Genomic DNA, 26,618 nt, shown 5'->3' with positions numbered 1-26,618 from the left:
TTATAAAACGCGGTAAACGCGACGAGCCGGTGGGTTGGTTTCCATTCTGTTTCGCGGCCTGCAGCCGACAGATGTATTTGCGGGTACAGACCGAGTCGCGGCCGTGCATCGGGGGATTATACTGAGACAAGCATAAAGAATCGGCGCCCCTGTTGTGCGCCGTGGCATTAAGAGGTGCATATGGCAGAGAAACTCATTCCGCTGGAGGACGCGCAGTCGATTGTTTTGTCGCACGTTGCTCCGTCCGATCTCGTCGAGATTCCCGTGTGGCAGGCGGCTGGTTTTCCCTTGGCCGAGGACGCGGTGGCCGATATCGACATCTCGCCGTTTGCCAACAGCGCTATGGACGGATATGCCGTGCGCTCGGCGGACTTGGCGCAGGCATCTGGCGAGGCGCCGGTGACGCTCGACGTTATCGGACACGAGGCCGCGGGCCATGTCTTTGAGGGCGTGGTCGGCGTGGGCGATGCGGTCCGCATTATGACGGGCGCGCCGGTGCCCGAGGGCGCGGATGCCGTGGTGAAATACGAGATTGTCGAGGTACTTGACGGTGACGGCAACGAGGGCTCGCACGTGAGCTTCTCGGCGCCGGCCAAGGTGGGGGAGAACGTTCGCTCGGCTGCTGAGGAAGCCCATGCCGGCGACGTCGTGATGCGCGCTGGCGAGGTTGTGGCTCCGGCCGGCGCCGGCCTGCTGGCAAGCGCCGGGTATGCAAGCGTGAAGGTGCACGCTGCCCCGCGTGTGGGCATCATCTCGCTGGGCACGGAACTGGTCGCACCGAGTAAGGTACCGGCGCGTGGTCAGATTCGCGATTCCAACTCCTCGGCGCTGATGGCCGAGGCACTCGATGCCGGCGCCGAGCCCGTGTTCTACGGCATCGCGCCCGATGATGAGCAGGCGATTGCCGAGCTGGTACATCGCGCCACGCGAGAGTGCGATTTTGTCATTACGAGCGGTGGCGCCTCGGCGGGCGATTACGACTATGTGACGGCGCTCGTCCGGCGCGAGGGCGAGGTGCTGTTTGACCGCATCTCGATGCGTCCGGGCAAGGCCATCACGTTTGGCTTGCTCGGGGGTAAGCCCTACCTAGGGCTTTCAGGCAATCCGGCCGCGGCGTATGTAGGCTTTGAGATGCTTGCCCGTCCGGCGATCCGCAAGATGCGCGGCTTTGCCGAGGGCGTGCGTCCCGTGCAGCAGGCGACGCTCACACATGGCGTGAAAAAGCGACAGCATCGCCGCTTCTTCGATCGCGCCACGGTTTTGCGCGACCCCGAGACCGGTGAGCTGTTGGTGACCGAGGCCAAGACGCAGAATTCGGCGCTGCTCGGCACGATGCAGCGGGCCAATTGCCTGTTGCGTATTGACGAAGGACCGTGCGACCTTGCGGCGGGCGACGTCGTGGATGTCGTGCGTGTCGACCTGCCTGAGGGAACGGTGCTATAGGAGGATCGCTATGGAGTTGAAGATTTCGATCGTGACGTGCTCGGATACGCGCGACCTTGCCCAGGACGAGGCTGGGGCCGCACTCGAGGAGCTTATCGAGGCACAGGGCTGGACGGTCGCCTCACATGTGGTCGTGCGCGACGACGTCAGCGAGATTGGTGATGCCATCGTGGAGGCCGCCGATGAGTGTCACGCCAATGTCGTGCTCACCTGCGGCGGCACGGGGCTTTCGATGCGCGATGTGACGCCCGAGGCGACGCGTGCCGTCTGCGACCGCGATGTGCCGGGTATTGCCGAGGCGATCCGTGCGTACTCCATGACCAAGACGCGCCGCGCCATGCTCTCGCGCGCTATTTGCATGCAACGAGGTCATACACTTGTCGTAAACTTTCCCGGTTCTACGAAGGCCGCCCGCGAAAGCTGGGAGGCCATAGCAGATCAGCTGGAGCACGCAGCTCAGATGACAGCGGGCGGCGGACATACCAACTAAGCGGTTTACCTGCGGCGGGGCGACCTAAACGGCTGCTCCGCCTTTGTTTTCCGCCGAAGCGACGCCGAGGTGCACGCTAACTCGAAACTATATTCTCTGGCGAGAATAATTTCTCACTAACATTATTCGCGCAGAAGTATAATCTGGTTGCAGATTAAAGCCCGCGGTGGGGTACCCGGGCACAAGGTCCGAAAGGGTTGAATATGTTCGATTTGGTTTCTCGCCGCGGATTCGTCTCACTTTCTGCTGTCGCCGCTGCCGGCCTTGGTCTTGCCGGTTGCTCGGGCAGCAAGACGTCCGAGCCGGCCGGATCCGATGCCGGCTCCGCCAAGGCCTCTTCCAAGAAGGAAACCGTCGAGCTGCAGGTCTTTGCCGCCAACTCCCTCGAGAAGGCCCTTCCCGAGGTCCAGGAGCTCTACACCGACCAGACCGGCACCACCTTTGCCGATACGCAGTTTAAGGCCTCCGGCGACCTCGTTGAGCAGATGAAGGCCGGCGCCACGGTCGACGTGCTCATCACCGCTTCCAAGGGTACCATGGATGACGCTGAGACCGCCGAGCTCGTCGACGCCGACACGCGTGAGGACATGTTCGTCAACGACCTCGTGATTATTCGCGCCGAGGGCTCCGACACCAAGATCGAGGCCATCGCCGACGTCGCGAACCTGGACGCCAAGATCGCCATCGGCGACGCCAAGACCGTCCCCGCCGGCAAGTACGCCAACCAGGCGCTGGCTTCCGTGGGCCTCTACACCGGCATCGAGGGCGACGACGGCGAGTATGCGCCCGAGATCGCCGACAAGGTGGCCCTGGCCGACAAAGTTGGTACCGCCGCCGCCTATGTGTCCACGGGCGACTGCGTGGCTGGATTTGTCTACAGCTCCGATATCTTCCGCTACGACGGCATCGAGGAGGCCTTCGTGTGTCCCGAGGACTCGCACAAGCCCATCGTGTATCCGGGTGCCGTTGCGGAGAGCTCCGAGCACGCCGACGAAGCCAAGGCGTTCATCGACTTCTGTCTGACCAACAAGAAGGCTCAGAAGATTTGGGCCAAGTACGGCTTTGGGCTTTCCGCGTAGTGCGGCTTGGCGCGATAATTCCATCGTTTTGTGTTTCACTCCGTTCTTGTATTCGCTTGGAGCTTTTCGTGCTTAATAGATTCCGCATGCTTGTCGCCTGTGCTTTGACCTTCGCGCTTTGCTGGGTGCCGGGATTTGCGTTTGCTGGGGACGCTGAGGACGGGGCCCAGGTTGCTGCGACCGCTCATGGGCTTTCCTATGGGATCGAGGGTTTTGAGCGGCTGGCCAAGGGGACCGCTCGTGCCATGGAGGGCCAGCCTGAGGGCTACCGGTTTCCCGTTGACGAGGACGTGGACCTTGTGGTGGCGCCTGCTGCCGATCGCGTTGTGGTGTGGATATCGCCCAAGGCGGTCGAGAAGTATGGATTGGATCCGCAGGACAACGAGTGCGTATCGGGTCTCAAGGCCCTCGTCTGTAAGCTCGACAGCGCAAACTGCATGGGAGGTGCGCAGCTGGGGGACGTGGATCTTCCTTGGTATGTCACGGCGGAAACAACGTTTGATTCCGGCGGGTATACCTATGGCTTTGACGAGCGCGGTGCGGATGGGGACCGCTATGTGGTGATTGCATCAGCCTCGGGTGATGCCAAGGGCGGCGCGCGTTGGCTTGATAGCGCTCAAATGGTAGAAGCATCGTCTGTCGTATTGCGGGATGAGCAGGGGCCCTGGACCTCTCTGACCTCCTTTTTGTGCGACATCGACTATCGCCCGTTTTGGGTGTCCATAAAAACGAGCGGCCTTGCCCTGCTGATCTCCTTTGCGCTGGGCCTGTTCGCCGCGTGGAAGACTATGGGTACCTCGAGTCGCATCAAGGGCCTGCTCGACTCGGTCTTTACCATCCCTATGGTGCTGCCGCCCACGGTCTGCGGCTTTCTGCTCCTCATGCTGTTTGGCCGCTCGACCGGGGTCGGTCGGTGGCTTATTGCTCGCGGCGTCTCGATCGTCTTTACCTGGCCCGCGGCGGTGATATCTGCCGTGGTGGTGTCGTTTCCCCTGGTCTACCGCACGGCGCTCGGTGCCTTTGAGAGCCTTGACACGCAGATGCTCGATGCGGCGCGAACCCTGGGCTGGTCCGAGCGTCGCATCTTCACCAAGCTTATGATGCCGCTTGGCTGGCCCTCGATTGCCGCCGGCACGGTGCTCGCCTTTGCCCGCGCGATGGGCGAGTTTGGCTGCACCCTGTTCTTTGCGGGCAACTATGCCGGCATTACGCAGACCATTCCCATTGCGATTTACTTTGAGTGGATGGGCGGCAACACCTCGGTGGCCCTCTTTTGGGTCGCCGTTGTGATTGCGTTCAGTTTCCTGGTCATCCTATTCATCAACATGTACACGGCGCATTCGCAAAAGTATCGCGAGCGGGGCCTTTCCCGTGCGGAGCGCAAGCGGATCAAAGATCTTGCCGGACAGGGCGATTCGCTCGACCCGGCGGGCGGCGATGCCTTGCGTATCGATCGCGAGGCGCTGGCCGAGCTCATGCGCGATGACACGGTCGCAAAGGGAGGTCGATAGGCCATGTCGCTCGTTCTGGATATAAAAAAGCACTATCCCGGGTTTATGCTCGACATGCAGCTTGAGGCCGGCGAGGAGCGCGTGGCGTTGCTCGGTGCCTCGGGTTGCGGCAAGAGCTGCACACTTCGCTGCATTGCCGGTGTGGAGACGCCCGACGAGGGCAAGATCGTCGTCAACGGCGTGACCTTTTTTGACTCGGCGGCGGGCATCAACCTGTCGCCACAGGCGCGCAAATGCGCCCTGCTGTTCCAAAACTATCAGCTGTTTCCTAACATGACGGTGGCCGATAACGTATGCGCCGGTGTAAAGGATGCGGGCGACGCCGCCGCACGCAAAAAGCTCGCCGAGCGCTATCTGAGCATTTTCGGTCTAGCCGATTTTGCCGACCGCTACCCCGCGCGCCTTTCGGGCGGGCAGCAGCAACGCGTGGCGCTTGCCCGTATGGTGGCGGCGCATCCGGTCATCTTTATGTTCGACGAGCCCATGAGCGCGCTCGATTCCTATCTTAAGAGCGCACTCGAGCAGAACATGCTCGACCTGTTCGACGTCTGTAACCGCACCGTGCTCTACGTGAGTCACGATATCGACGAGGCGTGCCGTCTGTGCGAGCGCATCTGCGTGATGCACGACGGGCATGTTGAGGAGATCGGCTCTGTCGAGGACGTGGTCCGCCGTCCGCAGACGCTGGCGGCACTGCGCCTGACGGGCTGCAAGAACACAAGCCGGGCGCGCAAGATCGGCGACGAAGAAGTTGAGGCCCTCGATTGGGGCATGACCTTTAACGTGGGTCGTGAGGTGCCCGACGACGTGGCGTGCCTGGGCATTCGCGCAAGCTACTTCCATGTTGACAATCGCGCGGAGCGGGGTCGCAACAGCTATGATTTGCACGTGGCCCGAGTGAGCGATTCGCGCTTTGAGCGCCTGGTGCTGTTGGATGTGCCGCGTGCCGATGCGCCGACGCGCCTGCAGTGGAAGGTCAACAAAGTGGGCATGCCTGTTGACGAGCTGCCGCAAGCAGGCGAGACGCTTCGCATGCATTTTGATGCCAGCAGGATCCATTTGGTTTGTCGATAGCGCCGGGTAATGCCGTCGGGGCATATAAGCCTCGGCGGCTTTGTTTTTGCCGTTCGCCGAATGAGGAATGACAAACTCTTATCAATTAAGATAATTATTTATTAAGCAATGGCACACATCAATTAAGATAATTATTTATTAAGCGATGGCACACGACGCTGTCGTACGAATGTCAACGGTGTTCGCATGGTCGGCGACCGTTGATATAGTTGACCTCAACTGGTAAAGGAGGGTGCGCACATGCCGCAGATGACATATATTCGCCGCGTTGCCGCGCGCGCCCTGTATATGGCTCGGAGTCGCATATGAGCAGGTATGTTCACGGCTCCGGGAGAGACGACGCACAACTAAATAATCGACCGCAAAGCAGGTTCCCTAAAATTCCGGGTTTGAGCACGGCCGGGCAATCGCCGTCCGTCGTGCATCGATACCGCTGTTATCCATTTTTGGTTCGAGAGGGGAACCGTCATGGCTGAAGAATTTGATTTCCATCCGATGTGGGAGAGCCTCGGCATGAATCTTGCCGACCACGACATGCTGCTGGGCGCCGTGGGCCAGATGTACGGCGATATGTTCCTGACGCAGAACAATCGCCCCAAGTCCACGTCCTACCTGGACTTTGTGGCCACCAACATCCATAGCGGCCGCATTAAGGAGATGCTCGACAAGAAGGAGGCTGGCGAGGCCACCAAGATCGTGGGTTCGTTCTGCGTGTACGTGCCCGAGGAGATCGTACTTGCCTGCGACGGTATCCCCGTGGGTCTGTGCTCTGGTGCCGATTGGGCAGCCGATAAGGTCGAGGAGCACCTGCCGCGCAACACCTGTCCGCTTATCAAGAGCTTTGCCGGCTTTAAGCTGGGCGAGGTCTGCCCCTACATTGAGTCGAGTGACCTGGTGGTAGGCGAGAACACCTGCGATGGCAAGAAGAAGGCCTACGAGTTCTTTGCAACGCAAAAGAACATGTACGTCATGGATATTCCCAACGTGCACGACGAGTCGACGCTCGTGACCTGGAAGGCCGAGGTCAAGAAACTCGCCGCCAAGATCGAGGAAGAGTGCGGCGTCAAGATTACGCCCGAGCGTCTGAAGGCCGCCATCCACGCCGTCAATGAGAAGCGACGTGCCCTGCAGCGCCTCGCTGCCACGCGCGCTGCCGACCCTGCACCTATTAGCGGTCTCGACAGCCTACTGACCGTTCAGGCCGCCTTTATGGACGACACGCCGCGTCTGACCGGAGCCATCAACGATATGGCGTCTGAGTGCGAGCAGCGTGTCGAGGCCGGCGAGGGCGTGGCGCCCAAGGGGACCAAGCGCATCCTGTACACCGGCACGCCCATGGCCGTGCCCAACTGGAAGCTGTTCAACCTCATCGAGAAGGCCGGCGGCGTTGTGGTCGGCGAGGAGTCCTGCACGGGCTCGCGCTACTACAAGGACCTGGTCGACGAGTCCGGCGAGACGGTCGACGAGATGCTCGACGCCATCGCCGAGCGCTACTTCAAGATCAACTGCGCCGTCTTTACGCCCAACGACCAGCGTATGAAGGACATTGTCCAGATGGCCAAGGACCTGCATGCCGATGGCATCGTCGACGTGGCCCTGCAGTTCTGCACGCTCTACGAGATGGAGTCCTTCGCCGTGGAGAAGGCCGCCGAGGAGGCAGGCATTCCGTTTATGCACATCACGACCGACTACGCCGGTGAGGACGCCGGTCAGCTCCAGACCCGCATCGAGGCCTTCCTCGAGACGATTTAGCCGCACCTGCGTTAAGCCGTGCCGCCGGGTGTTCCTATCCACGCGATAGGGATTTCTCTGCTGCCATGCTGGTCGGTGTCCGGATGCACCGCAGGGCGCCGATCGGCTTCGCATAACTGCCGGGGCGGGGATTTTCGCCGTCCCGGCAGATTCTGTCCGTTTGTTCAGACACGAAAGGAACTCAATGAATAACGACCTTTTCAAGGCGGGCGTTTCCCGTCGCGGTTTTCTGACCGGCTCCGCTGCCCTGTGCGTCATGGCGGGCCTCGGCCTCACCGGCTGCGGCGGTTCGGGCGCCGAGAGCGGTAGCGCCGCTGCCTCCGGCCAGGATGTGGAGTATCGCGACGAGCTGCAGATCGCGCTCCCGGCGAGCCCGGACGGTCTCGATCCGCACACCACGTCGTCGCTTGTGACCATGGACATCATCTGCAACGTCGTCGAGCCGCTCTTTGGCCTCGATAGCGACTACGAGCCCCAGCCCGTGCTGGCCAAGGGCTATGAGGTCTCCGACGACGGCCTGACCTACACCATCAAGCTGCGCGAGGGCGTCACCTTCCACAACGGCAAGGAGTTTGGCTCCGAGGACGTCGTGGCCTCGATGAATCACTGGCTCACCGTCAACGACCGCGCCACGAGCCTGCTGCCCGGCGCCACCTTCGCCGCCTCGGGCGACCACGAGGTCACCTGCACGCTGACCGAGCCCGCCACCGACTTTCTGATTATCCTGAGCAGCCACTCCCAGTATCCGGGCATCTTCCCCTCCGAGGTCATCGAGGCCGCGGGCGATACCGGCGTGACCGAGTACGTGGGTACCGGTGCCTACAAGTTTGTGGAGTGGAAGCAGGACCAGTACGTCCATCTCACCCGCTACGAGGACTATGTCGCCGCCGACGGCAAGGCTTCGGGCTACACCGGCAAGGTCTCCGCGCCCACCAAGGACATCTACTATCAGTTCGTGACCGAGGCCTCCACGCGCGTGAGCGGGTTTGAGACCGGCGAGTACGATATCGCTGGCGAGATTCCCACCGAGAACTACCACGACTTCGACGGCAACGACGACGTCAAGCTCTACACCCATAACGCCGGCGTTCTGACCGCCTTCCTCAACATGAACGAGGGCATCTTCGCCGACGAGGAGATCCGCAAGTGCGCCCTCATGGCTATCGACTGCGAGGCGGCCGCTCTTGCCGCCTATGGCGAGAAGGAGCTCTTCAATATCGATCCCAACCTTGGCAACCCCGAGAACACTCAGTGGGCGACCGACGCGGGCAAGAAGTACTTTAACCAGGCCGACGCCAAGGCCGCCAAGAAGGCCCTGGCCAAGACCTCCTATGCCGGTGAGACGGTCAAGCTGCTGACCACCCCCGACTACAAGGATATGTACAACGCCACCGTCGCGCTGCAGGAGCAGCTCGAGAAGGCCGGCTTCACCGCCGAGGTCGACAGCTACGAGTTCGCGACCTTTATGGACATCCGCTCCGGCAAGCCCGAGCAGTGGGACCTCTTTGTGGCCTCCACCAACTACAAGCCCATCCCGGCCCAGTCCCTCTCGGTCTCCAAGGCCTTCTATGGCCTGTCCGACGAGAAGGCGCTCAAGCTCGTGGCCGAGACCCGCACCGCCAAGGACACCGACGCCGCGGCCAAGAAGTGGGCCGAGGCTCAGGAGCGCCTCTATGAGATCGCCGTCATCGAGCCGCTTTGCCACTACGCTTCCATCACGGGCACCCAGGCAGACGTCGAGGACGTCGAGGTGCTCGACGGCGCCATCATCTGGAACGCCAAGCGTCCGGAGTAATGCAATAGATGACGTGGCGGCTGGAGGGGTCTGGTCCCCTGTGGCCGCCACGCCCTGTCCACGTTCAGAGGGGAAATAGACGCCTCGCATGTTGAAGTACACGCTCAAACGTATAGGCGCGATGGTTCCGGTGATGCTCATCATCTCGGTCGTCGTGTTTTTGATTATCTATCTCACACCGGGTGACCCGGCCTCTTCGATGCTCGGCATGGAGGCTACGGCCGACCAGATCGAGCGCGTCAACGATAGCCTGGGACTCAACGAGCCGCTGCCGCAGCGCTACGTTGAGTGGATGGGCGGCGTGCTTACCGGCGACCTGGGCGATTCGTATTTTATGCGCCAGCCCGTCACGCAGGCGATCGCCGAGCACTTTGGCCCCACGCTATCGCTCGCGCTTCTGGCACAGCTCATCGCGCTGTTGATTGCACTGCCCTGCGGCGTCGTAGCTGCCCTCAAACATGGGTCGCGCACCGACGCGGTCTTGCGTATCGTTGCTCTTTTGGGCGTGGCGATACCCGGCTTTTTGATGGCGCTCATGCTTATGTGGCTGTTTGCCGTCACGTTGCGTGTGTTCCCGGTGGCCGGCTATGCGCCGCTATCGAAGGGCTGGTTCAGCCATTTACGCTATCTTGCGTTGCCGGCCATATCGCTTGGATGCGTTCAGGCCGCGCTGCTCATGCGCATGACGCGTGCGAGCGTGATCGAGGCCATGCAGCTCGACTGCGTCAAGACGGCGCGTGCCAAGGGCGTCTCCGAGGTTCGCGTGGTGCTGGCCCATGCCCTGCGCAACGCAGCACTGCCGATTCTCACCTCGGTCGGCTGTTCTTTTGGCGCCCTGATTACGGGTGCCGTGGTGACTGAGGCCATTTTTAACATCCCCGGTTTGGGCCAGCTGGTCACGAGCTCTATCGAGCGTCGAGACTATCCGGTGATTCAGGGCGTGCTGCTGGTCATTGCCTTGTTGAATTCGGTGATCAATCTGGCCGTCGACCTTGCCTACGGCGCTTTTGACCCGCGCGCTCGCAAATGGGGCGATGCATGATGGCAAACTTTAAGAAGGCTCTTGCCAACAAGGGGTTTGTGGTCGGTGGCTGCATTTTCCTGGCGATTGCGCTGATCGCGCTCGTCGGTCCGCTGGTGTGGACGGTTAATCCCAATGCGCAGGAGATGGCGTTGCGACTTTCGGCACCTTTGCCCGCGCATCCCTTTGGCTGCGATGACTTTGGCCGCGACCTGCTTGCCCGCGTCATCGTGGGCGCGCGCGTGTCGCTTGGCGTTGGCATTGCCGTCACGCTCGCGACGAGTGCGCTCGGCTTGGTGATCGGCGCCTATGCATGCTACAACGAAAGGCTCGATCATATTCTCATGCGCATCTGCGACGGCCTTATGTCCATTCCGGGTGTGCTTTTGGCTATCGCACTCATGGCCATGATGGGCGCCTCGGTCTGGAACGTCATCATTGCGCTCTCCATCGTCTATACGCCCAGCATGGCGCGCATCGTGCGCTCGCGCGCGATGGTGGTCAAGGAGGAGCCCTTTGTGGAGGCCCTGCGCGTGCAGGGCGCCTCGACCGCGCGCATCGTGTGGCTGCATATCGTGCCCAACGTTATGGCGCCCTTCCTGGTGCAGGCGACCTTCGTCTTTGCCGAGGCCGTGCTCTCGGAGGCCGCGCTCTCGTTTCTGGGCCTGGGTATCAAGGCACCCGACGCCAGCTGGGGAAACATCCTGCAGGCGGGCAAGAACGTGATGCGCAAAGCCTGGTGGATGATCTTCTTCCCAGCAGCGGCCATCATCGCGAGCGTGCTTACGCTGAACCTTGCCGGCGACGGCCTGCGCGACGCCCTCGACCCCAAGACCAAGGAGGACTAGTCCATGAGCGAACATCTTTTGGACGTGCGCGACCTCTGCATCTCGTTTGTGGGCCGCGATGGCAACGCGCTGGAAGCCGTCAACAAACTCAACCTACATATCGATGCCGGCGAGATCGTTGGTGTTGTCGGCGAGTCCGGCTGCGGTAAGTCGGTGTTTGCCCAGAGTGTCATGCGCCTATTGGAGCATGAACAGAAGATGGCCTATGAGGGCCAGATTGTGTTTGATGGCGAGGATCTGCTGGCGCGTCCGCTCAAGACGATGCGCAAGGTGCGCGGCTGCGACATCGCCATGATTTTCCAGGACCCTTTGAGCTCGCTTAATCCCGTCATGACGGTCGGGGCCCAAGTCGTCGAGGCCGTGCGGGCCCACCGTAAGGTGAGCCGACGCGAAGCCCGCAACGAGGCTCTATCGCTGTTGGAGCGTGTGGGAATTCGAGATGCCGCGGCCCGCTTCGACATGTATCCGAGCGATTTTAGCGGCGGTATGCGCCAGCGCGTGATGATTGCCATGGCGCTTGCCGGTCATCCGCGACTGCTGATTGCCGATGAGCCCACCACGGCGCTCGACACGACGACTCAAAAACAGATTTTGGATCTTCTGCGCGACCTCAACAGTTCCGAGGGCATGGCGGTGCTTTTTATCAGCCATGATTTGGGTGTCGTCACGAGCATCTGCTCGCGCGTGCACGTCATGTATCTGGGCCAAATCGTAGAAGAGATCGACGCCTGCGGCCTTATGGAGCGCCCGAGCCACCCGTATGCCCAGGGGCTCATCGCGAGCATTCCGCCGCTCGAAGGCGAGCGAGTTGACACGCTGGCGGATATTCCGGGCACAGTGCCGCCGCTTACGGCAATACCCTGTGGATGCCGCTTTGCGCCTCGTTGCGCCCGGGCGGACGAGCGTTGCCGCGCGCAGGAGCCTCCGCTGTTTGCCGTGAATGCGTGCGACCGGTCTAAATGCTGGCTTGTCGAGAAAGGGGAGTGCCATGGCTGTTGATAGCGAAGCCCTGCTTAGGGTCTCACATCTGACTAAAGCGTATCCCATGCCGGGCTCAGGTTTTAAGCGTCAGGCCTTTACCGCCGTGGACGATCTGTCGTTTGAGATCGCGCCGGGCGAGGTCTATGGCCTGGTTGGCGAATCCGGATCGGGCAAGTCGACGACTGGACGCTTGATCTGTGGTCTCGAGCGTGCGGATTCCGGCTCGATTGTCTATCGCGGGCACGACCTCGCCACGATGTCGGAGCGCGAACGCAAGCCGTTTCGCCGCGAGATCCAGCTGGTATTCCAGGATAGCTCTACGGCTTTTGACCCGCGCAACCGTGTCGGCCGCATTTTGGAGGAGCCGCTGATTATCGCCGGCGTGCGCGATGCGGATGAGCGCCATGGGCGCGCGCTCTCGGCCCTGACCTCGGTCGGTCTTCTGGCAGAGCATTATGACCGCTATCCGCATGACCTTTCGGGGGGACAGCGTCAGCGACTCAATCTGGCACGGGCGCTTATTTGCGAGCCGCGCCTTGTGGTATGCGACGAGCCGGTCTCGGCGCTTGACGTGTCCGTTCAGGCCCAAGTGCTCAACTTGCTTCGCGACCTGCAGCGCACGACGGGTGTAGCGCTGCTGTTTATCACGCATGATATGCGTGTGGTTCGGCATATGTCCGACCGGATTGGCGTGCTCTACCACGGTCGTCTTGTCGAGGAAGGCGCGGCCGAGGACGTGATCGCGCACCCGAGCGATCCGTATACGCAGGAGCTTATCGACGCCATTCCCTAGAGGATGCTTCCTTTTGGGTATGGCGTGGGTTTGTTGTTTAATTGTCGGTATATCGGTGCAAGAGAGGGGAACTACTATGACCGATATCGAGGAACAGCCGTTGCCGCGCACGTTTGAGGAGTTCAACGAGCAACGCAAGGCGGCGTTTATTCGCGTCAAGGATTATAAACAGGCGGGTAATCGCCTGGTCGGCTTTTTGTGCAGCTATACGCCGCTCGAGATTATCGATGCCGCGGGCGCTGCAAGTGTGGCCTTGTGCGGTACATCCGACGAGGTGATTCCCGAGGCCGAGAAGGTGCTGCCGGCAAACCTGTGCCCGCTCATCAAGTCGACATACGGTTTTGCCTATTCTCAAAAGTGCCCGTTTACGTACTTTAGCGACATGATCATCGGCGAGACCACCTGCGACGGCAAGAAGAAGATGTACGAGCTACTCAACGAGCTCAAGCGCACGCACATTTTGCATCTTCCGCAGGGTCGCGATCGCGCCTACGAGCGTGAAGGCTGGTACGAGGAGTGCCGCCTGCTCAAGGAAGAGCTTGAGGGCTTCTACGGCATCACGATTACCGACGACGACCTGCGCGCTGCCGTCCGTCGTCGCAACCGCTTGCGTGCGGCCCAGCTCGAGATGTTTGCACTGCAGGCCAACCAGCCGGCGGCCATGAGCGGCGTCGACCTGATGAGCACCATGTTTGCCGGTACGTTCAGCTTTGATATCGAGGCCTATACGCAGCAGCTGGAGCAAAAGGTCGCCAAGCTGCGCGAGGCCTACGACGCGGGCGAGCGTCCGGTTGCGGCGGATGCCAAGCGCATTCTGATCACCGGCTGCCCGGTGGGCGGCGTAATCAACAAGATCGGTCGCACCATCGAGTCCAACGGCGGCGTGGTCGTGTGCATGGACGACTGCTCGGGCGAGCGCACGGCGGCCATGATGATCGACCCGGACGCACCCGACATTCTGCGCGCCATCGCCGACCGCTACCTGGACATCAACTGTTCGGTCATGACGCCCAACGACGGTCGTATGGAAAATACGCTGGCCATGTGCGAGAAGTACCACGTCGATGGCGTGGTAGAGAGCGTGCTGCAGGCGTGCCACACCTTTAACGTGGAGAGCGCGCGCATGCAGGAGGCCGTCGAGGGTGCGGGTATTCCGTATATGAAGATCGAGACCGACTACAGCAGCGGCGACATGGGCCAGATCGAGACGCGCATCGCTGCCTTCATCGAAACCCTGTAGGACAAATGCGGCAAAGGGATAGCTGCTTTGCCGCATAGAAGGAGGATGTCGTGGTTGGCATTGGTATCGACATAGGCTCGACGGCCGCGAAGGCTGCAGTGGTGGAGACGGACGGCGCCATTGCGTGGACCTGCGTCATGCCGACGGGGTATTCGTCGGTCGATGCGGCGGAGCGTCTGCGCGGCGAGCTTGCCGCGGCCGGCTATGACGTGGCTGCCGACGACGTGCGCGTGGTCGCGACCGGCTACGGTCGTGTCGCCGTGCCCTATGCGCACAAGGTCGTGACCGAGATTACCTGCCACGGCACCGGTGCCGTGCGCCTGTTTGGCGATCACGGCACGGTGATTGACGTGGGCGGCCAGGATACCAAGGTCATTCAGCTTAAAGGCGGCCGCGTGGCCAAGTTTGCCATGAACGACAAGTGCGCTGCCGGCACGGGGCGCTTTTTGGAGATTATGGCCGATCGCCTGGGCATTTCCCAGCAGCAGATGGCCGACCTGGCGCGTTCCGGCGAGCCCACCAAGATCAGCAGCATGTGCACGGTGTTTGCCGAAAGCGAGGTTATCAGCCTGATCGGTCGCGGTGAGCCGCGCGAGAACATTGCGCGTGGCGTGATCGACAGCGTGGTCTCGCGCGTGGCGACCATGGCTGGGCAGGCCGCGGGTGCCCCGTACTACCTGACCGGTGGCCTGTGCGAGAACGCCTTCGTGGTGGAGCGGTTGGGCGAGCTACTGGGGTCGCCGGTGACCACCTCGCCCCAGGCTCGCTTTGCCGGAGCGATCGGCGCGGCTGTCCGCGCCGCCGCCTTGGCCTAGGGGTGTACCGCGACATGCGCATCCTCAATATCTCGGCACAAAAACCAGATAGCACCGGTAGCGGCACCTACCTTGCCGCGCTCGTGCGCGAACAGATCGAGACGGGTCATCGCGCCGCCGTGCTTTGCGGCGCGGCACCGGGTGATACCCAAGGCGAGCTGGACCGGCGTGCTGCCGTGTTTGCCGTACCGTTCGAGTCGCCCGAGCTGCCGTTTCCCATCTGCGGTATGTCCGATGTCATGCCCTATCCCTCCACACGCTATCGTGACCTGACGCCTTCGATGCTCAAGGCGTTTGAGCGGGCATTTGCTGCTGCAATCGATCGGGCGGTGGCTGAGTTTCGGCCCGATCTGGTGCTCTGCCATCACCTGTATCTGGTGACCGCATTGGCGCGCGAGTGCGTCCGGGGCGTGCCGGTTGTTGCCGTGTGCCATTCGACCGACCTGCGGCAGCTGCGTTCGCATGCGCTCGAGCGCGATCGCATCGTAAGTGCGGTTCGTCGGCTCGATGCCGTCTTTGCGCTCCATGCTGAGCAGGCTGAGCAGATTGGCCTGGTGTGCGGCGTCGATGCCGATCGCATCCACGTGATTGGGACGGGCTACGACCATCGCGTCTTCTGCCGCGACGCAAGCGTGGCGAGGCAGCCGGGATCGCTTGTGTACGTGGGCAAGATTTGCTTTAAAAAGGGCGTCGAGTCGCTGGTTCGAGCCATGTCATTGCCGATTGACGATGGCGTCCGCCCATCTGGCTTGGTACTTGTGGGCGGCCGCGGGGACGATGCCGAGTACGTGCGTATCGAGCGCTTGGCCGCGGCCTCGGATGTGCCGGTGACGCTGGCGGGCCGCCTGGATAGCGATGAACTCGTGCGTGCCTACCGCAGTTCCGACGTCTTTGTGCTGCCTTCGTTTTACGAAGGCCTTCCGCTCGTGACGATCGAGGCCCTCGCGTGCGGCTGCAAAGTTGTGGCGACCGATTTGCCCGGCGTTCGTCCCTGGATGGAGGCGATGCTTCCCGGTGCTCCCGTGACGTGGGTGGCGTCGCCGCGTATGACGGATGTCGACACGCCCGTGGCGGCCGACCTTCCGTTGTTTGAGCGCGCACTGGCAGATGCTATCGCGCAGGCGCTTGCGGCTCCGCCTTCGACGTTCGAGCCGTCGGCGGTCTCTTGGGAAGCGTGCCTGGGGCGTATACTTAAAGTCGTTGATTTGTTGGAAGGGGGTTCGTATGGCTAAGGACACCATGAGGCTCACGTCCATGACGGCCGCGAGCGGTTGAGCCGCTAAGTTGGCTCCCGGAGCCCTCGCCCAGGTCCTGGGCGATTTACCCAATGTGCATAACGACAACTTGCTCGTGGGGTTCGATACCTCCGACGATGCGAGCGTCTTCCGCGTAGGGGAGAACCTGGGGCTCGTGCAGTCCATCGACTTCTTCCCACCGATGGTCGATGACCCGTTCCTGTTTGGCCAGATCGCCGCTGCCAACTCGCTGTCGGACATCTACGCCATGGGCGGGCGGCCGAGCCATGCCATGAACTTGCTCTGCATACCCAGTTGCCTGGGCATTGAGGTTGCCGGGCAGATTTTGGCGGGCGGCGCCGACAAGTGCGTCGAGGCCGGCTGCACCATCGCGGGCGGCCACACCATCAACGACGACGAGCCCAAGTACGGCCTGTCCGTGAGCGGGTTTGTCGCGCTCGACCGCATGCTCGCCAACAGCGGTGCTCGCGTGGGCGATGTCTTGCTGCTGACCAAGGCGATCGGCTCGGGCATCATCACCACGGCCATTAAGGGCGAGCTCATCGAGCAGGACGAGGCCGCAGCCATGTTTGACTCGATGCGCACCCTCAACGAGGCGCCGATTCGTCTGGCCGAGGGGCTCGAACTTCACGGCTGCACCGACATTACGGGCTTTGGCCTTATCGGGCATGCGTGCGAGATGGCCAAGGGCTCGGGCGTGCAGATTGAGCTTGCGTCGGGGGCGGTGCCGCTCTTTGATCAAGTGCTCGACATGGCGCGTCTGGGCATTATCCCCGCGGGCTCCTACCGCAACCAGGACTTCTTTGGCCCGCGCGTGGCTGCCGACGAGGACCTTGAGCCGGGCATGCTTGACGCGCTGTACGATCCGCAGACCTCGGGTGGTTTGCTCATCGCGGCGCCTGCTGCCGATGTGGATGGGCTTGCGCGTCGCCTGCATGCCGAGGGGCGCATCGCGGCCGTTGTCGGGCGCGTGTGCGAGGCGGAGCCGGGCGGTCCTGCCGTCCGCGTTGTTCGCTAGTCCGCACGTTTATGTAACTGTTTGCCGTTCTCTAGAACGGCTCTTTCGAAAGGAATTTGCTATGTCTACCAAGATTGAAGTCAATGCCATGGGCGATGCCTGCCCGCTGCCCGTCGTCAAGACGCTCAAAGCCCTGAAGCAGCTTGATGGCGAGGGTGCCGTGGTGACCTCGGTCGACAACGAGACCGCCGTCAAGAACATCTCCAAGATGGCGCAGGAGAAGGGCTGCACGGCCTCGGTCGAGAAGGTTTCTGACGCCGAGTGGCACGTGACCGTGGCGACTTCTGGCGCCGTTGCCGTGGCCGATCCCGAGCAGGATGGCGCTGCCTTCTGTGATGCCAGCGCCGGCAAGGGCAAGCTCGTCATTTCCGTCTACACCGACTGCATGGGCCGCGGCGACGACGAGCTGGGCCACAAGCTCATGAAGGCCTTCATCTTTGCCGTGACGCAGCAGGAGGAGCTGCCCGCGACTATGCTGTTCTACAACGGCGGTGCCAAGCTCACCGTAGAGGGCTCGCCGGTGCTCGACGACCTGAAGGGCCTGGCCGAGCAGGGTGTCGAGATTCTCACCTGCGGTACCTGCCTGGACCACTATGGCATTAAAGACCAGCTTGCGGTGGGCGAGGTCACCAACATGTACGTGATCGTGGAGAAGATGGAGCAGGCCGTGCGCGTCGTGCGCCCGTAGCGTATTGGTTGGAGTTGCCATGAGGGAGAAGCGCCCGGCGCTTGTCATCACGTTTCCCACCACGGCGGCCGCCATGGGTTGCGAGTCCCTGTGCGTCGAGCGCGGCCTTCCCGGGCGAACGATTCCCGTGCCCGGGGAGGTCGCTGCCGGCTGCGGTCTGGCGTGGAAGGCGTTGCCTGCCGATGAGGAGCTGCTGCGCAGCGAGCTTACCGCGGCGGGCGTTCCCACCGAGGGCTTTACGGTGATTGATATGTGGGAGGTCGTGCGATGATCTATCTGGATAACGCGGCGACGACCATGCTCAAGCCGCAGACGGTCATCGATGCCGTGACGCAGGCGATGTGCTCGCTCGGCAATGCCGGACGCGGTGCCACGTCGGGTGCGCTCGATGCCGCTCGTACGATTCACGCTTGCCGTGCCAAGCTCGCGCGCCTTTTGGGTTGCCCGAGGGCGGACCATGTTTGCTTTACGCCCAACTCCACGGCGGCGCTCAACACCGCCATCAACGGGGTGGTGCGCCCCGGCGACCGCGTGGTCACGACGGTGCTCGAGCACAACTCGGTGCTACGTCCGCTCAATCGCTTGGCGACGGAGCAGGGCGTGACGGTTGAGCATGCCGGCTGCGACACGAACGGCGTGCTCGACTACGACGAGCTCGAGCGGTTGGTCACGCCGGGCACGCGTGCCGTGGTGGTGACGCACGCCTCCAATGTGACCGGTAACGCGGTCGACATTGCGCGCGTGGCGGCTATGGCCCATGCGGCCGGTGCGCTGGTGATCGTTGACGCCTCGCAGTCTGCCGGTACGGCGAAGATTGACATGGATGCTATGGGGCTCGACGTCGTGTGCTTTACCGGCCACAAGGGGCTCATGGGTCCGCAGGGTACCGGCGGCCTGGCCGTGTCGGAGGGCATTGACGTGGCTCCGTGGGCCATGGGCGGCACGGGCGTGCACAGCTTCGATGCGCTGCAGCCGCTTGGGTGGCCCACGCGCCTTGAGGCGGGCACGCTCAACGGTCACGGCATCGCGGGACTTTCTGCAGGCCTTGATTTTATTGAGGCTCAGGGTGGAGTTGAAGCGATTGCGACTCACGAACGCGCCCTGGCCGATCGCTTTCTCGCTGGCGTGCGCGAAATCCCCAGCATTGCGCTCTACGGTGCGTTTGACCAGCCCGTGCACTCGGCGATCGTTTCACTCAACGTAGGCGATATCGACTCTGCCGAGATCTCGGACGCGCTCATGCAAGGGTGGGGGATTGCGACGCGCCCCGGCGCCCATTGCGCTCCGCTCATGCACCGCGCGCTAGGTACCGAGCGCCAGGGTGTCGTCCGCTTCTCGTTTGGGTATTTCAACACTACCGAAGAAGTCGACACGGCTATCGATGCTCTGTGCGATTTAGCCTGCTAAAGCTGCTAGACCGTTTATACTTGCGGGACGGGTGTTTTTGCCCGTCCCGTTTTTGTTTCGACCCGAAAGGTGTGTCTATGGCCTCATCCGCCCCGCGCGGTCTGCGCTCCGACCATGTCGTCACCGTCGGCATCGCCCTGTTCTCGATGCTCTTTGGCGCCGGCAACCTCATTATTCCGCCGCTGCTGGCGCTGCAGGCAGGTTCTGCCACGCCGGTCGCCATGCTCGGCTTTCTGATTGCCGCCATCGGTCTGCCCGTCATGGGATTTATCGCCGTCGCGCTCGCCGGCACGGCCCGCGAGCTGGCCGGGCGCGTGCATCCTAAGTTTGGTGAATTCTTCGTTGCGGCGGTCTACCTGGCCATCGGTCCGTGCCTGGCCATTCCGCGCACAAGCTCTACGGCGTTCGAGATGCTAGTGCCGCTGCTGCCCGAGGGCGTCTCGCTCGGCACGGCTCGCCTGGTGTTTGCCGTCGGCTTCTTTGTCGTCGCGTTTGTGCTTACGCTGCGCCCGGGGGTCATCACACGCGTACTCGGTCGCATTACGGGCCCCGCGCTCATCGCGCTCATCGTGCTGGTCGTGGGTGCTGCCGTGATCTCGCCGCTGGGACCGGCTGCTGCCCCGCAAGCTCCCTATGATGCCGGCGCTGCGGTTCAAGGCTTCTTGACCGGCTACCAGACCATGGACCTGCTTGCGTCGCTCGCCTTCGGCATCATCATCGCCGAGACCATCCACGAGTTGGGTGTTACCGATGACAAACGCGTGGCCTTCGAGATTTCGCGTTCCGGTGTGATCGCCGGCGTGCTCATGGCCATCATCTATTGCGGCTTGGCCCTTGCCGGTATGCAGCTCGGCACCGTGATGCCCGACGCCACCAACGGCGCTGCAATCCTTGCTCGCTCGGCCTCCATGCACTTTGGCCTTGCCGGCACGGTTGTGGTATTTGCGATTTTCTTTCTCGCCTGCATGAACGTGTGCATCGGCCTCATCAGCTGCTGCTCGCGTTACTTCTGCGAGACGTATGTGGTCGAAGGGGGAGCGGAGGCCTCCGAGGAGGCCATGCGCCGTCCCTTTGCGATTCTCGCCTTTGTGTTCGCAGCGTTTTCGTGCGTGCTCTCCAATGTGGGCCTCGACGTGATTCTTATGTTCTCGGTGCCCATGCTCAACGCCTTGTATCCCGTTGCCATCGTGCTGGTACTGATGGGCCTGGTGCACGGCTTTTGCGACGCTCATCCGCAGGTGTGGGTATGGGTCGGCGGCGTGGTTGCCGTGCAGAGCGTGATCACCTCGGTCCGCGATGCGTTCTTTGGGGGCACGTGGCTGCCGTTCGATGCGCTGCCGCTGGCGGATATCGGTGCCGCGTGGGCGCCGGTTGCCGTGGTGGCGTTTGTGATCGGTCTGGTTCATAGCCAGTTTGTCGCACATTCGAGGAGCTAGGGTTTCTGCGCTTGCACAGGCGGGGAGTCTCCCCTATAATTTCCTTCGCTTTGGGACACGCAAGGTTTAGACCTTAGCTGCTCAACACCTTCGGGACGTGGCGCAGTTTGGTAGCGCGCCTGCTTTGGGAGCAGGATGTCGCAGGTTCAAATCCTGTCGTCCCGACCATATCTTGCGGGCGTAGTTCAATGGTAGAACCCCAGCCTTCCAAGCTGATGACGCGGGTTCGATTCCCGTCGCCCGCTCCATAGGATAGTTTTAACGGCTTTGGCTCCATTTGGTGCCAGAGCCGTTTTCATAAGCGTGCCGGGCGACGGGAATCGAACCCGGCAGGGTGCGAAGCTGAGAAAATGCGTGAGCATTTTCCAGCGCAGCACGCAAGGGCCAATGGCCCGCAGCGAAACAAGGGTTTGCGAAGCAAACCCTTGGACTTCCCGTCGCCCGCTCCATAAGATAGACGAACGGCTCTGGCTCCATTTGGTGCCAGAGCCGTTTTCATATACATGCCGGGGACCCCACATCCCCTCCTAAGTTGCGGTGAAATACGGACTGTTTTCCGGCTTTTATGGCCCATGTAGTCCGTATTTCACCGCAACTATTTGTAAGGTTGGATTTTGATGCCGTTGGGAGGGTCGTAGCGACCGTCTACCGAGAGTGGAATTATTTTTTGAAGCTCTGACCTGCGACGTCAAGCTTTTGGTCAGCTTTTGGCAAGGCCTGCGGACGGAAGCATGCGATAGCGTAATGGTATTCTCTCCGCCGTGATGGTTATGGGGTTGGCCATGCTCGATAAAGGCAAACATTTTCCGCAGTCATATGCAAGAATGCTATTTTCGGCCGTTGGAATTCATCAAGATGGACAGCTGCTTATAACAATTGATCCTTGGGATGAACGCCGTGCGCGCGAGCTTATGCAGGAAGAGCTCATGCTTCGTCTTTACAACCATGTGTATGCGGATCCGGTCTATTGGAATAATCTTGGGGTTGAAGATCGCATCTTTCAGCTGGCATCCGCTATTGCGGTCGTTGAACCGGATGCTGTTTTTTGCGGATCGACGGCAGCGCTGCTCTACGGCATCGGCTCGGCGTATACGCTTCTGGATAAAGTGCAAGTACTGCTGCCACGGTCTACAAGGCGTGATACGTATGAGTTCGTTGAATACAAGCGCTGGCGGGCGGGCGAAGTGTGGCGGCTAGGTCTGTTTACACTGACGGATCCGTGTCGAACGGTTGTTGATATCGCGCGATCGAGCGCCTTTCGCTATGCGCTGGGCTATGTCGATGGCTTGGCCCGTGAGTACGATGTCGAACGCGAAGAACTGCGAGCATATGCGCAGGCAAATTGCCGAGGGTTGCATGGCATCGCGCGTGCTTTTGACGTTTTTGAGTATATGGACGGCAGGTCAGACAATGGCGGCGAGTCTGAGGCGAGAGCAGCGATGATTCTCGCTGGGATTGCCGCGCCCGAGCTTCAAGTTGAGATAACGCGACCGGGAAACGCTGGCTATTATCTAGCAGATTATGGCTGGCAGATGCCAGATGGGTCATGGATGTTGGCAGAGCTTCATGGTTTGGGTAAGTTTGAGGGCGAAACTCAAAAAGATTTGGAACATGCTGCGGCAAAAACCTATCGAGCCGCCTTATTGCGCGATGCGAACTTGCGTGCCATGGGTCATAACGTCATTCATTTCAAGCTATCGGACACATATGATGTCGAAGAGTTTGGCGCTATGATGTGCGGCTACGGTATCCCAACTACAAAGCCTTTTGCGGATTCCTGATAGCAGAGACTACCGACTCCGCCGCCCAACAATAAGTTGCGGTGAAATACGGACTGTTGAGGCCTTTAAAGGCATAAAACAGTCCGTATTTCACCGCAACTTAGAAGGGGATGGGGTTAGCTACGGGGGCGGTGGCGGAGTTTGTCGATGGTGGCGTCGGTGCTGCGGCTGCGGGCTCCGTGGGTTGCGCGGCCATCGCGAGTGTCGGCGGCGGTTTGGCGTTTACGGCGGTAATCGATCATGCCTTGGATGATGGGCTTGCCAAAGCTCACGACATCATCGTTGTAGATGGCGGTTCGGGCTGCAAGGAGGCAATCGGTAAAGTCCATATGGGTCTTGCCAAAGAGTTTGACGGCAAGGGCGACAACGGTGGGCTCGTCGACCATGACGTCATCGAGCAGCCTTTTCATGGCCGCAGCAATCTCAACGCGGGGAACCTTATAGACGTCGCGCAGCGTGACCACAACGCGCGTAATGATTTCGGGGTAGACACGAGCGGTGCGCGTGGCGATGACCTTGGCGGCACGCGGCGAGAGAACCTCGTCGTCGTCAAGCAGGTAGCGTAGGATGACGGTCTCGTCGATGATGGTGCTACTCATGGATATCTACTTCCTCGGGACCCAAAATCGAATCGTCGCTTTCTGTAGCAAGGTACTCAATCCAGGCATTGCGCTCCTCGGAGCGGCGATTGGGGTCCCCATATGCTTTGAGCGATCCATAGGCGGCCGTGCCGTCCTTGGAGCGCACGGCGACCGGCTGAAAGGGGAGCTTGCGCATCAAAATGCTCTGCGCGACAAATAGGCGGACGGCCTCGGCGAGCGATGTGCCCATGGCGTCGTAGAGACGCTCGGCATGCTGCTTGTCTTCCTCGCGAATGCGCACCTGCAGGATGGCTCTTTTTTGAGTCGATGACATCACTGGCCTCCCTTAATGAGCGTGCAATTTGAATAGTCAAATACAACTTCGGCTAATAATAGCCAATCTTACAACCACTTCTTTATTGCACTAGAGTAATTGAGTGTAAACGACATTACAAACGTACTACATCCTTTATAAACGAGCGTGAAATCTCCCCTAGATGTACGCATGTAATACACTCACCTTTATAGCTTCTAGAGAATAATTCCAACCTGCCAAAACCCCTGCAATACACCCGTATTGCAGGGCCTATGCTCAAGTTTGCCCCCTGCAACTGCGTATATTTAACCTGTATATCGTTGGAGGAATTCTATCGAAGTGCCTGTTTCGCCGCATACACTCGATACGCCGATGCCGGACCACGGGCGGTCCGGAGCAACGTCGACAGGTTCTCTCCGGCATGGGATTCAGGAGGGAGTGAACAACATGGGCAATAAACGAGTCGTAGCCGATTCCTCGCGCTGCATTGGGTGTCAAACCTGTATGGCGGCGTGCATCGAGGCGCACGACATTCCCGGCAACATCGCCGCGCCGCGCCTGCGCGTGACGCGTACGTACGAGATCTCCGCACCGGTGGCTTGCCATCACTGCGAGGGTGCCCCGTGCGCCAAGGCCTGCCCCACGGGCGCCTTGTTCTTTGATCCAAAGAACCATCGCATCGGCGTCAACGAGGACAACTGCATCGGCTGCAAGAGCTGCGTCATGGCCTGCCCCTTTGGCGCCGTGAGCGTGGCGACCACGCAGGTCCCCGTCTTGATGGGCGACGTGCGCGTGGGTTCGCAGACTAAGAGCTTCGTGCTCAAGTGCGACCTGTGCGTGGACCGTCCCGGCGGTCCGGCGTGTGCCGAGGCGTGCCCGACCAAGGGCCTCACCCTGGTAGACGAGGAGCGCCTGGCAGAACTGACTGCCGAGCGTGCCCGCGCCACCATCGAAAACGAGGCGTAAGCGTCGGGCGACAAGCCCAATGATTGTCAAATAAGTACCGAGTATTCGGTAGCAGAGAAAGGAAGGAGGGTGTCATGGAGAAGCATAAAGTGATCTGCCCGTACTGCGGCGCCGGTTGCCAGTTTAACCTCTTGGTCCAAAACGGCCAGGTCGTGGGTACCGAACCGCTCAACGGCATCACCAACCAGAGCGAGCTGTGCCTTAAGGGCATGAGCGGCTACGACTTCATCAACGACACCAAGATCTTGACTCCTCGCGTACTGCACCCGATGATCCGCCGCACTAAGGGCGCGGATCTTGAGCGCGTAAGCTGGGACGAGGCACTGGATTTCACCGCATCTAAGATGCAGGCCATAATTGACGAATATGGTCCTAACGCTGTCATGACCACCGGCTCTTCGCGAGGCGGCGGCAATGAGGCGAACTACGTCATGCAGAAGTTTACGCGTGCGTGCATCGGCACCCACAGCGTGGACAACTGCGCCCGTACTTGACACGGCCCTACTGTCCTCGGTCTGATGGACACGGTTGGTTCAGGTTGCATGTCATGCTCCATCCCCGGTATGGAGGATGCGGGCTGCATTTTCCTTTTCGGCTATAACCCTGCCGATTCGCACCCCATCGTCGCAAGGCGTATCGTGCGAGCCAAAGAAAAGGGTTGCAAGATCATCGTCGCCGACCCGCGCCATATCGAAACCGCGCGTATCGCCGATCTCTACCTTCCGATCAAGAACGGTTGCAACGTTGCGTTCCTCAACGCCTTTGCCAACTGCTTGGTCAACGATGGCCTCTACGACAAGGAATTCGTCGCCGAGCACACGAACGGCTTTGACGAGTGGTGGGAGACCATCAAGAACTACACTCCCGAATCCGTACAGGACATCACGGGTGTCGAGCCCGCGTTGATCCACCAAGCTGCCGAGATGTACGCCACGGCGAAGCCCTCTGCCATCATTGGCTGGGGCATGGGCGTATGCCAGCAGAAGCAGAACCTGAAGACGGTGCACACCATCGCCTCCATCGCCTGCGTTGCCGGCCAGATCGGCAAACCCAACTCCGGCCTCGCGCCCGTGCGCGGTCAGAACAACGTCCAGGGCTCCTGCGATATGGGCATGCTGCCCAACCTGTACCCTGGCTACCAGAAGGTCACCGACCCGGTTGTGCGTGCCAAGTTTGCCAAGGCTTGGGGCGTGCCCGAGGAAAAGCTCCCGCTCGAGGAGGGCTACAAGCTCACCGACCTGGGCCACCTGGTCGACGAGGGTAAGGTGCACTGCTTCTACAACTACGGCGAGGACCCGGTGCAGACCGAGCCCGATTCGGCCGGCATGCGCAAGACGCTCTCCGAGCTGGATCTGTTCATCTGCCAGGACATCTTTATGACGCAGACGACCATGCTCGCCGACGTCATCCTGCCCGCTACCTCTTGGGGCGAGCACGAGGGTGTCTTTACCGCATCCGACCGTAGCTTCCAGCACTTTGACGCGGCCGTTCCGCCCAAGGGCGAGTGCCGTCACGACTGGGAGATCTTCGCGGACCTGTCTACGCGCATGGGCTACCCCATGCACTACGACAACACCGAGCAGATCTGGAACGAGTGCATTAGCCTGTGCCCCAACTTTGTGGGCGCGACCTACGAGAAGATGGCTCCCGAGGGCGGTTACGCCCAGTGGCCCGTCAAGAGCACCGATGTGAACGACCACGGTACGCCCGACATGTTCGCTGGTGGCAAGTTCACCACCAAGGACGGCCGCGCCAACCTGATGGCACACGACTGGGAGGCGCCCTCCGAGCTTCCCGACGATGAGTACCCGCTCATCCTGTGCACCGTCCGCGAGGTCGGCCACTACAGCTGCCGCTCGATGACCGGCAACTGCAAGACGCTGGCACTGCTTGCCGACGAGCCCGGCTTTGTCCGCATGAATCCCGCGGACGCCCAGGCACGCGGCATCAAGAATGGCGACATCGTCTCGATTCACAGCCGCCGCGGCCAGGTATACAGCCGCGCCGACGTGAGCGACCGCATCAACAAGGGCACGGTCTATATGACCTACCAGTGGTGGATCGGCAAGTGCAACGAGCTGACCATGCACAAGGTCGACCCGGTCTCGCATACGCCCGAGGACAAGTTCTCCGCCTGCCAGGTCGACGCTATCGCCGACCAGGTCTGGGCCGAGGGCGAGGTCGAGCGTCAGTACACCGAGCTCAAGCAGGCTCTGGTGGACGCCGCCGCTCCCCAGGACGTTGAGCCTGGCGCCGCCAAGTTCGACGACGAGACGCACGTGAATCAAATCGTGTAGTCCCGTTCTCGTTGGCTTTTTGGGCCGGGC

At 61.1% G+C, this 26,618-nt stretch carries 24 protein-coding genes and 2 tRNA genes; 24 read left to right on the top strand and 2 right to left on the bottom strand.

Annotation, left to right across the window (positions count from 1 at the left end; translation table 11 throughout):
* Positions 1-180: 180 nt before the first annotated feature.
* The 22 genes from glp to AAA069_RS03665 all read left to right on the top strand — a co-directional run bounded on the left by glp (position 181) and on the right by AAA069_RS03665 (position 22,428).
* Positions 181-1,443, top strand: a complete 1,263-nt coding sequence (gene glp / locus AAA069_RS03770; protein WP_349127617.1) for a gephyrin-like molybdotransferase Glp — start codon at positions 181-183, stop codon at positions 1,441-1,443.
* 10 nt (positions 1,444-1,453) lie between these two features.
* A complete protein-coding gene (locus tag AAA069_RS03765; protein ID WP_118080408.1) occupies positions 1,454-1,933 on the top strand; it encodes a MogA/MoaB family molybdenum cofactor biosynthesis protein in 480 nt (159 codons plus the stop codon).
* A 203-nt stretch (positions 1,934-2,136) separates the two neighbouring features.
* The gene (gene modA / locus AAA069_RS03760) at positions 2,137-3,012 is read left to right on the top strand and encodes a molybdate ABC transporter substrate-binding protein (RefSeq protein WP_349127616.1); all 876 of its coding nucleotides are present in this window, start codon (positions 2,137-2,139) and stop codon (positions 3,010-3,012) included.
* A gap of 68 nt (positions 3,013-3,080) precedes the next feature.
* Entirely contained in the window at positions 3,081-4,523 is a 1,443-nt protein-coding gene (modB, locus tag AAA069_RS03755) for a molybdate ABC transporter permease subunit (RefSeq protein WP_349127615.1), read from the top strand.
* A 3-nt stretch (positions 4,524-4,526) separates the two neighbouring features.
* The gene (locus tag AAA069_RS03750) at positions 4,527-5,597 is read left to right on the top strand and encodes an ATP-binding cassette domain-containing protein (RefSeq protein ID WP_349127614.1); all 1,071 of its coding nucleotides are present in this window, start codon (positions 4,527-4,529) and stop codon (positions 5,595-5,597) included.
* Positions 5,598-6,065: 468 nt separating this feature from the next.
* Positions 6,066-7,349: a double-cubane-cluster-containing anaerobic reductase gene (locus tag AAA069_RS03745; RefSeq protein WP_349127613.1), complete on the top strand. Its 1,284-nt coding sequence runs from the start codon at positions 6,066-6,068 to the stop codon at positions 7,347-7,349.
* A 184-nt stretch (positions 7,350-7,533) separates the two neighbouring features.
* Positions 7,534-9,144, top strand: a complete 1,611-nt coding sequence (locus tag AAA069_RS03740) for an ABC transporter substrate-binding protein (RefSeq protein ID WP_349127612.1) — start codon at positions 7,534-7,536, stop codon at positions 9,142-9,144.
* Between the two features lie 88 nt (positions 9,145-9,232).
* The gene (locus AAA069_RS03735; RefSeq protein WP_349127611.1) at positions 9,233-10,186 is read left to right on the top strand and encodes an ABC transporter permease; all 954 of its coding nucleotides are present in this window, start codon (positions 9,233-9,235) and stop codon (positions 10,184-10,186) included.
* On the top strand, positions 10,183-11,013 hold the full coding sequence (locus tag AAA069_RS03730) for an ABC transporter permease (RefSeq protein ID WP_349127610.1): 831 nt from the start codon (positions 10,183-10,185) through the stop codon (positions 11,011-11,013). The genes AAA069_RS03735 and AAA069_RS03730 overlap by 4 nt, the downstream gene beginning before the upstream one ends.
* Positions 11,014-11,016: 3 nt before the next feature.
* Positions 11,017-12,012, top strand: a complete 996-nt coding sequence (locus AAA069_RS03725) for an ABC transporter ATP-binding protein (protein WP_349127609.1) — start codon at positions 11,017-11,019, stop codon at positions 12,010-12,012.
* Entirely contained in the window at positions 12,002-12,787 is a 786-nt protein-coding gene (locus tag AAA069_RS03720; protein WP_349114456.1) for an ABC transporter ATP-binding protein, read from the top strand. The genes AAA069_RS03725 and AAA069_RS03720 overlap by 11 nt, the downstream gene beginning before the upstream one ends.
* A gap of 76 nt (positions 12,788-12,863) precedes the next feature.
* On the top strand, positions 12,864-14,027 hold the full coding sequence (locus AAA069_RS03715) for a double-cubane-cluster-containing anaerobic reductase (protein WP_349127608.1): 1,164 nt from the start codon (positions 12,864-12,866) through the stop codon (positions 14,025-14,027).
* 50 nt (positions 14,028-14,077) lie between these two features.
* The gene (locus tag AAA069_RS03710; RefSeq protein WP_349127607.1) at positions 14,078-14,842 is read left to right on the top strand and encodes an acyl-CoA dehydratase activase; all 765 of its coding nucleotides are present in this window, start codon (positions 14,078-14,080) and stop codon (positions 14,840-14,842) included.
* Between the two features lie 14 nt (positions 14,843-14,856).
* Positions 14,857-16,074 carry a glycosyltransferase family 4 protein gene (locus AAA069_RS03705; protein WP_349127606.1) on the top strand — a complete coding sequence of 406 codons (1,218 nt, stop codon included), beginning with the start codon at positions 14,857-14,859 and terminating at the stop codon, positions 16,072-16,074.
* Entirely contained in the window at positions 16,067-17,116 is a 1,050-nt protein-coding gene (gene selD, locus AAA069_RS03700; RefSeq protein WP_349127605.1) for a selenide, water dikinase SelD, read from the top strand. The genes AAA069_RS03705 and selD overlap by 8 nt, the downstream gene beginning before the upstream one ends.
* Positions 17,117-17,177: 61 nt before the next feature.
* The gene (gene yedF, locus AAA069_RS03695) at positions 17,178-17,804 is read left to right on the top strand and encodes a sulfurtransferase-like selenium metabolism protein YedF (protein ID WP_055286145.1); all 627 of its coding nucleotides are present in this window, start codon (positions 17,178-17,180) and stop codon (positions 17,802-17,804) included.
* Positions 17,805-17,823: 19 nt separating this feature from the next.
* Positions 17,824-18,075: a DUF3343 domain-containing protein gene (locus tag AAA069_RS03690; RefSeq protein WP_349127604.1), complete on the top strand. Its 252-nt coding sequence runs from the start codon at positions 17,824-17,826 to the stop codon at positions 18,073-18,075.
* Positions 18,072-19,211 carry an aminotransferase class V-fold PLP-dependent enzyme gene (locus tag AAA069_RS03685; protein WP_349127603.1) on the top strand — a complete coding sequence of 380 codons (1,140 nt, stop codon included), beginning with the start codon at positions 18,072-18,074 and terminating at the stop codon, positions 19,209-19,211. Before AAA069_RS03690 ends, AAA069_RS03685 begins: the two co-directional genes overlap by 4 nt.
* A gap of 77 nt (positions 19,212-19,288) precedes the next feature.
* On the top strand, positions 19,289-20,647 hold the full coding sequence (brnQ, locus tag AAA069_RS03680; protein ID WP_349127602.1) for a branched-chain amino acid transport system II carrier protein: 1,359 nt from the start codon (positions 19,289-19,291) through the stop codon (positions 20,645-20,647).
* Positions 20,648-20,738: 91 nt separating this feature from the next.
* Positions 20,739-20,815, top strand: a tRNA-Pro gene (locus AAA069_RS03675).
* Between the two features lie 6 nt (positions 20,816-20,821).
* Positions 20,822-20,895, top strand: a tRNA-Gly gene (locus AAA069_RS03670).
* A gap of 534 nt (positions 20,896-21,429) precedes the next feature.
* Positions 21,430-22,428 carry a hypothetical protein gene (locus AAA069_RS03665; protein ID WP_349127601.1) on the top strand — a complete coding sequence of 333 codons (999 nt, stop codon included), beginning with the start codon at positions 21,430-21,432 and terminating at the stop codon, positions 22,426-22,428.
* A 116-nt stretch (positions 22,429-22,544) separates the two neighbouring features.
* Here AAA069_RS03665 and AAA069_RS03660 read toward each other — a convergent pair whose 3' ends face one another.
* Both AAA069_RS03660 and AAA069_RS03655 read right to left on the bottom strand, forming a co-directional pair.
* A complete protein-coding gene (locus AAA069_RS03660) occupies positions 22,545-23,027 on the bottom strand; it encodes a hypothetical protein (protein WP_349127600.1) in 483 nt (160 codons plus the stop codon).
* Complete coding sequence (locus tag AAA069_RS03655; RefSeq protein WP_117765829.1) at positions 23,020-23,343, bottom strand: type II toxin-antitoxin system RelB/DinJ family antitoxin; 324 nt, start codon at positions 23,341-23,343, stop codon at positions 23,020-23,022. The genes AAA069_RS03660 and AAA069_RS03655 overlap by 8 nt, the downstream gene beginning before the upstream one ends.
* A gap of 429 nt (positions 23,344-23,772) precedes the next feature.
* Here AAA069_RS03655 and AAA069_RS03650 point away from each other — a divergent pair, with 429 nt between their 5' ends.
* Positions 23,773-24,291 carry a 4Fe-4S dicluster domain-containing protein gene (locus AAA069_RS03650; protein WP_252204471.1) on the top strand — a complete coding sequence of 173 codons (519 nt, stop codon included), beginning with the start codon at positions 23,773-23,775 and terminating at the stop codon, positions 24,289-24,291.
* A gap of 74 nt (positions 24,292-24,365) precedes the next feature.
* A complete protein-coding gene (gene fdhF / locus AAA069_RS03645) occupies positions 24,366-26,588 on the top strand; it encodes a formate dehydrogenase subunit alpha (RefSeq protein ID WP_349127599.1) in 2,223 nt (740 codons plus the stop codon).
* Positions 26,589-26,618 lie beyond the last annotated feature (30 nt).

Source organism: Collinsella sp. CLA-SR-H006, assembly GCF_040097075.1.
In the GTDB taxonomy this organism is placed as follows: Bacteria; Actinomycetota; Coriobacteriia; order Coriobacteriales; family Coriobacteriaceae; genus Collinsella.
This window is presented reverse-complemented; position numbering and strand designations above follow the sequence as displayed.

Bases quoted from the DNA above. Each gene is read 5' to 3' on its own strand.
- glp (WP_349127617.1), top strand. From the start codon at position 181: ATGGCAGAGAAACTCATTCCGCTGGAGGACGCGCAGTCGATTGTTTTG.
- AAA069_RS03765 (WP_118080408.1), top strand. From the start codon at position 1,454: ATGGAGTTGAAGATTTCGATCGTGACGTGCTCGGATACGCGCGACCTT.
- modA (WP_349127616.1), top strand. From the start codon at position 2,137: ATGTTCGATTTGGTTTCTCGCCGCGGATTCGTCTCACTTTCTGCTGTC.
- AAA069_RS03750 (WP_349127614.1), top strand. From the start codon at position 4,527: ATGTCGCTCGTTCTGGATATAAAAAAGCACTATCCCGGGTTTATGCTC.
- AAA069_RS03745 (WP_349127613.1), top strand. From the start codon at position 6,066: ATGGCTGAAGAATTTGATTTCCATCCGATGTGGGAGAGCCTCGGCATG.
- AAA069_RS03740 (WP_349127612.1), top strand. From the start codon at position 7,534: ATGAATAACGACCTTTTCAAGGCGGGCGTTTCCCGTCGCGGTTTTCTG.
- AAA069_RS03735 (WP_349127611.1), top strand. From the start codon at position 9,233: ATGTTGAAGTACACGCTCAAACGTATAGGCGCGATGGTTCCGGTGATG.
- AAA069_RS03730 (WP_349127610.1), top strand. From the start codon at position 10,183: ATGATGGCAAACTTTAAGAAGGCTCTTGCCAACAAGGGGTTTGTGGTC.
- AAA069_RS03725 (WP_349127609.1), top strand. From the start codon at position 11,017: ATGAGCGAACATCTTTTGGACGTGCGCGACCTCTGCATCTCGTTTGTG.
- AAA069_RS03720 (WP_349114456.1), top strand. From the start codon at position 12,002: ATGGCTGTTGATAGCGAAGCCCTGCTTAGGGTCTCACATCTGACTAAA.
- AAA069_RS03715 (WP_349127608.1), top strand. From the start codon at position 12,864: ATGACCGATATCGAGGAACAGCCGTTGCCGCGCACGTTTGAGGAGTTC.
- AAA069_RS03705 (WP_349127606.1), top strand. From the start codon at position 14,857: ATGCGCATCCTCAATATCTCGGCACAAAAACCAGATAGCACCGGTAGC.
- yedF (WP_055286145.1), top strand. From the start codon at position 17,178: ATGTCTACCAAGATTGAAGTCAATGCCATGGGCGATGCCTGCCCGCTG.
- AAA069_RS03690 (WP_349127604.1), top strand. From the start codon at position 17,824: ATGAGGGAGAAGCGCCCGGCGCTTGTCATCACGTTTCCCACCACGGCG.
- AAA069_RS03685 (WP_349127603.1), top strand. From the start codon at position 18,072: ATGATCTATCTGGATAACGCGGCGACGACCATGCTCAAGCCGCAGACG.
- brnQ (WP_349127602.1), top strand. From the start codon at position 19,289: ATGGCCTCATCCGCCCCGCGCGGTCTGCGCTCCGACCATGTCGTCACC.
- AAA069_RS03665 (WP_349127601.1), top strand. From the start codon at position 21,430: ATGCTCGATAAAGGCAAACATTTTCCGCAGTCATATGCAAGAATGCTA.
- AAA069_RS03660 (WP_349127600.1), bottom strand. From the start codon at position 23,027: ATGAGTAGCACCATCATCGACGAGACCGTCATCCTACGCTACCTGCTT.
- AAA069_RS03655 (WP_117765829.1), bottom strand. From the start codon at position 23,343: ATGTCATCGACTCAAAAAAGAGCCATCCTGCAGGTGCGCATTCGCGAG.
- AAA069_RS03650 (WP_252204471.1), top strand. From the start codon at position 23,773: ATGGGCAATAAACGAGTCGTAGCCGATTCCTCGCGCTGCATTGGGTGT.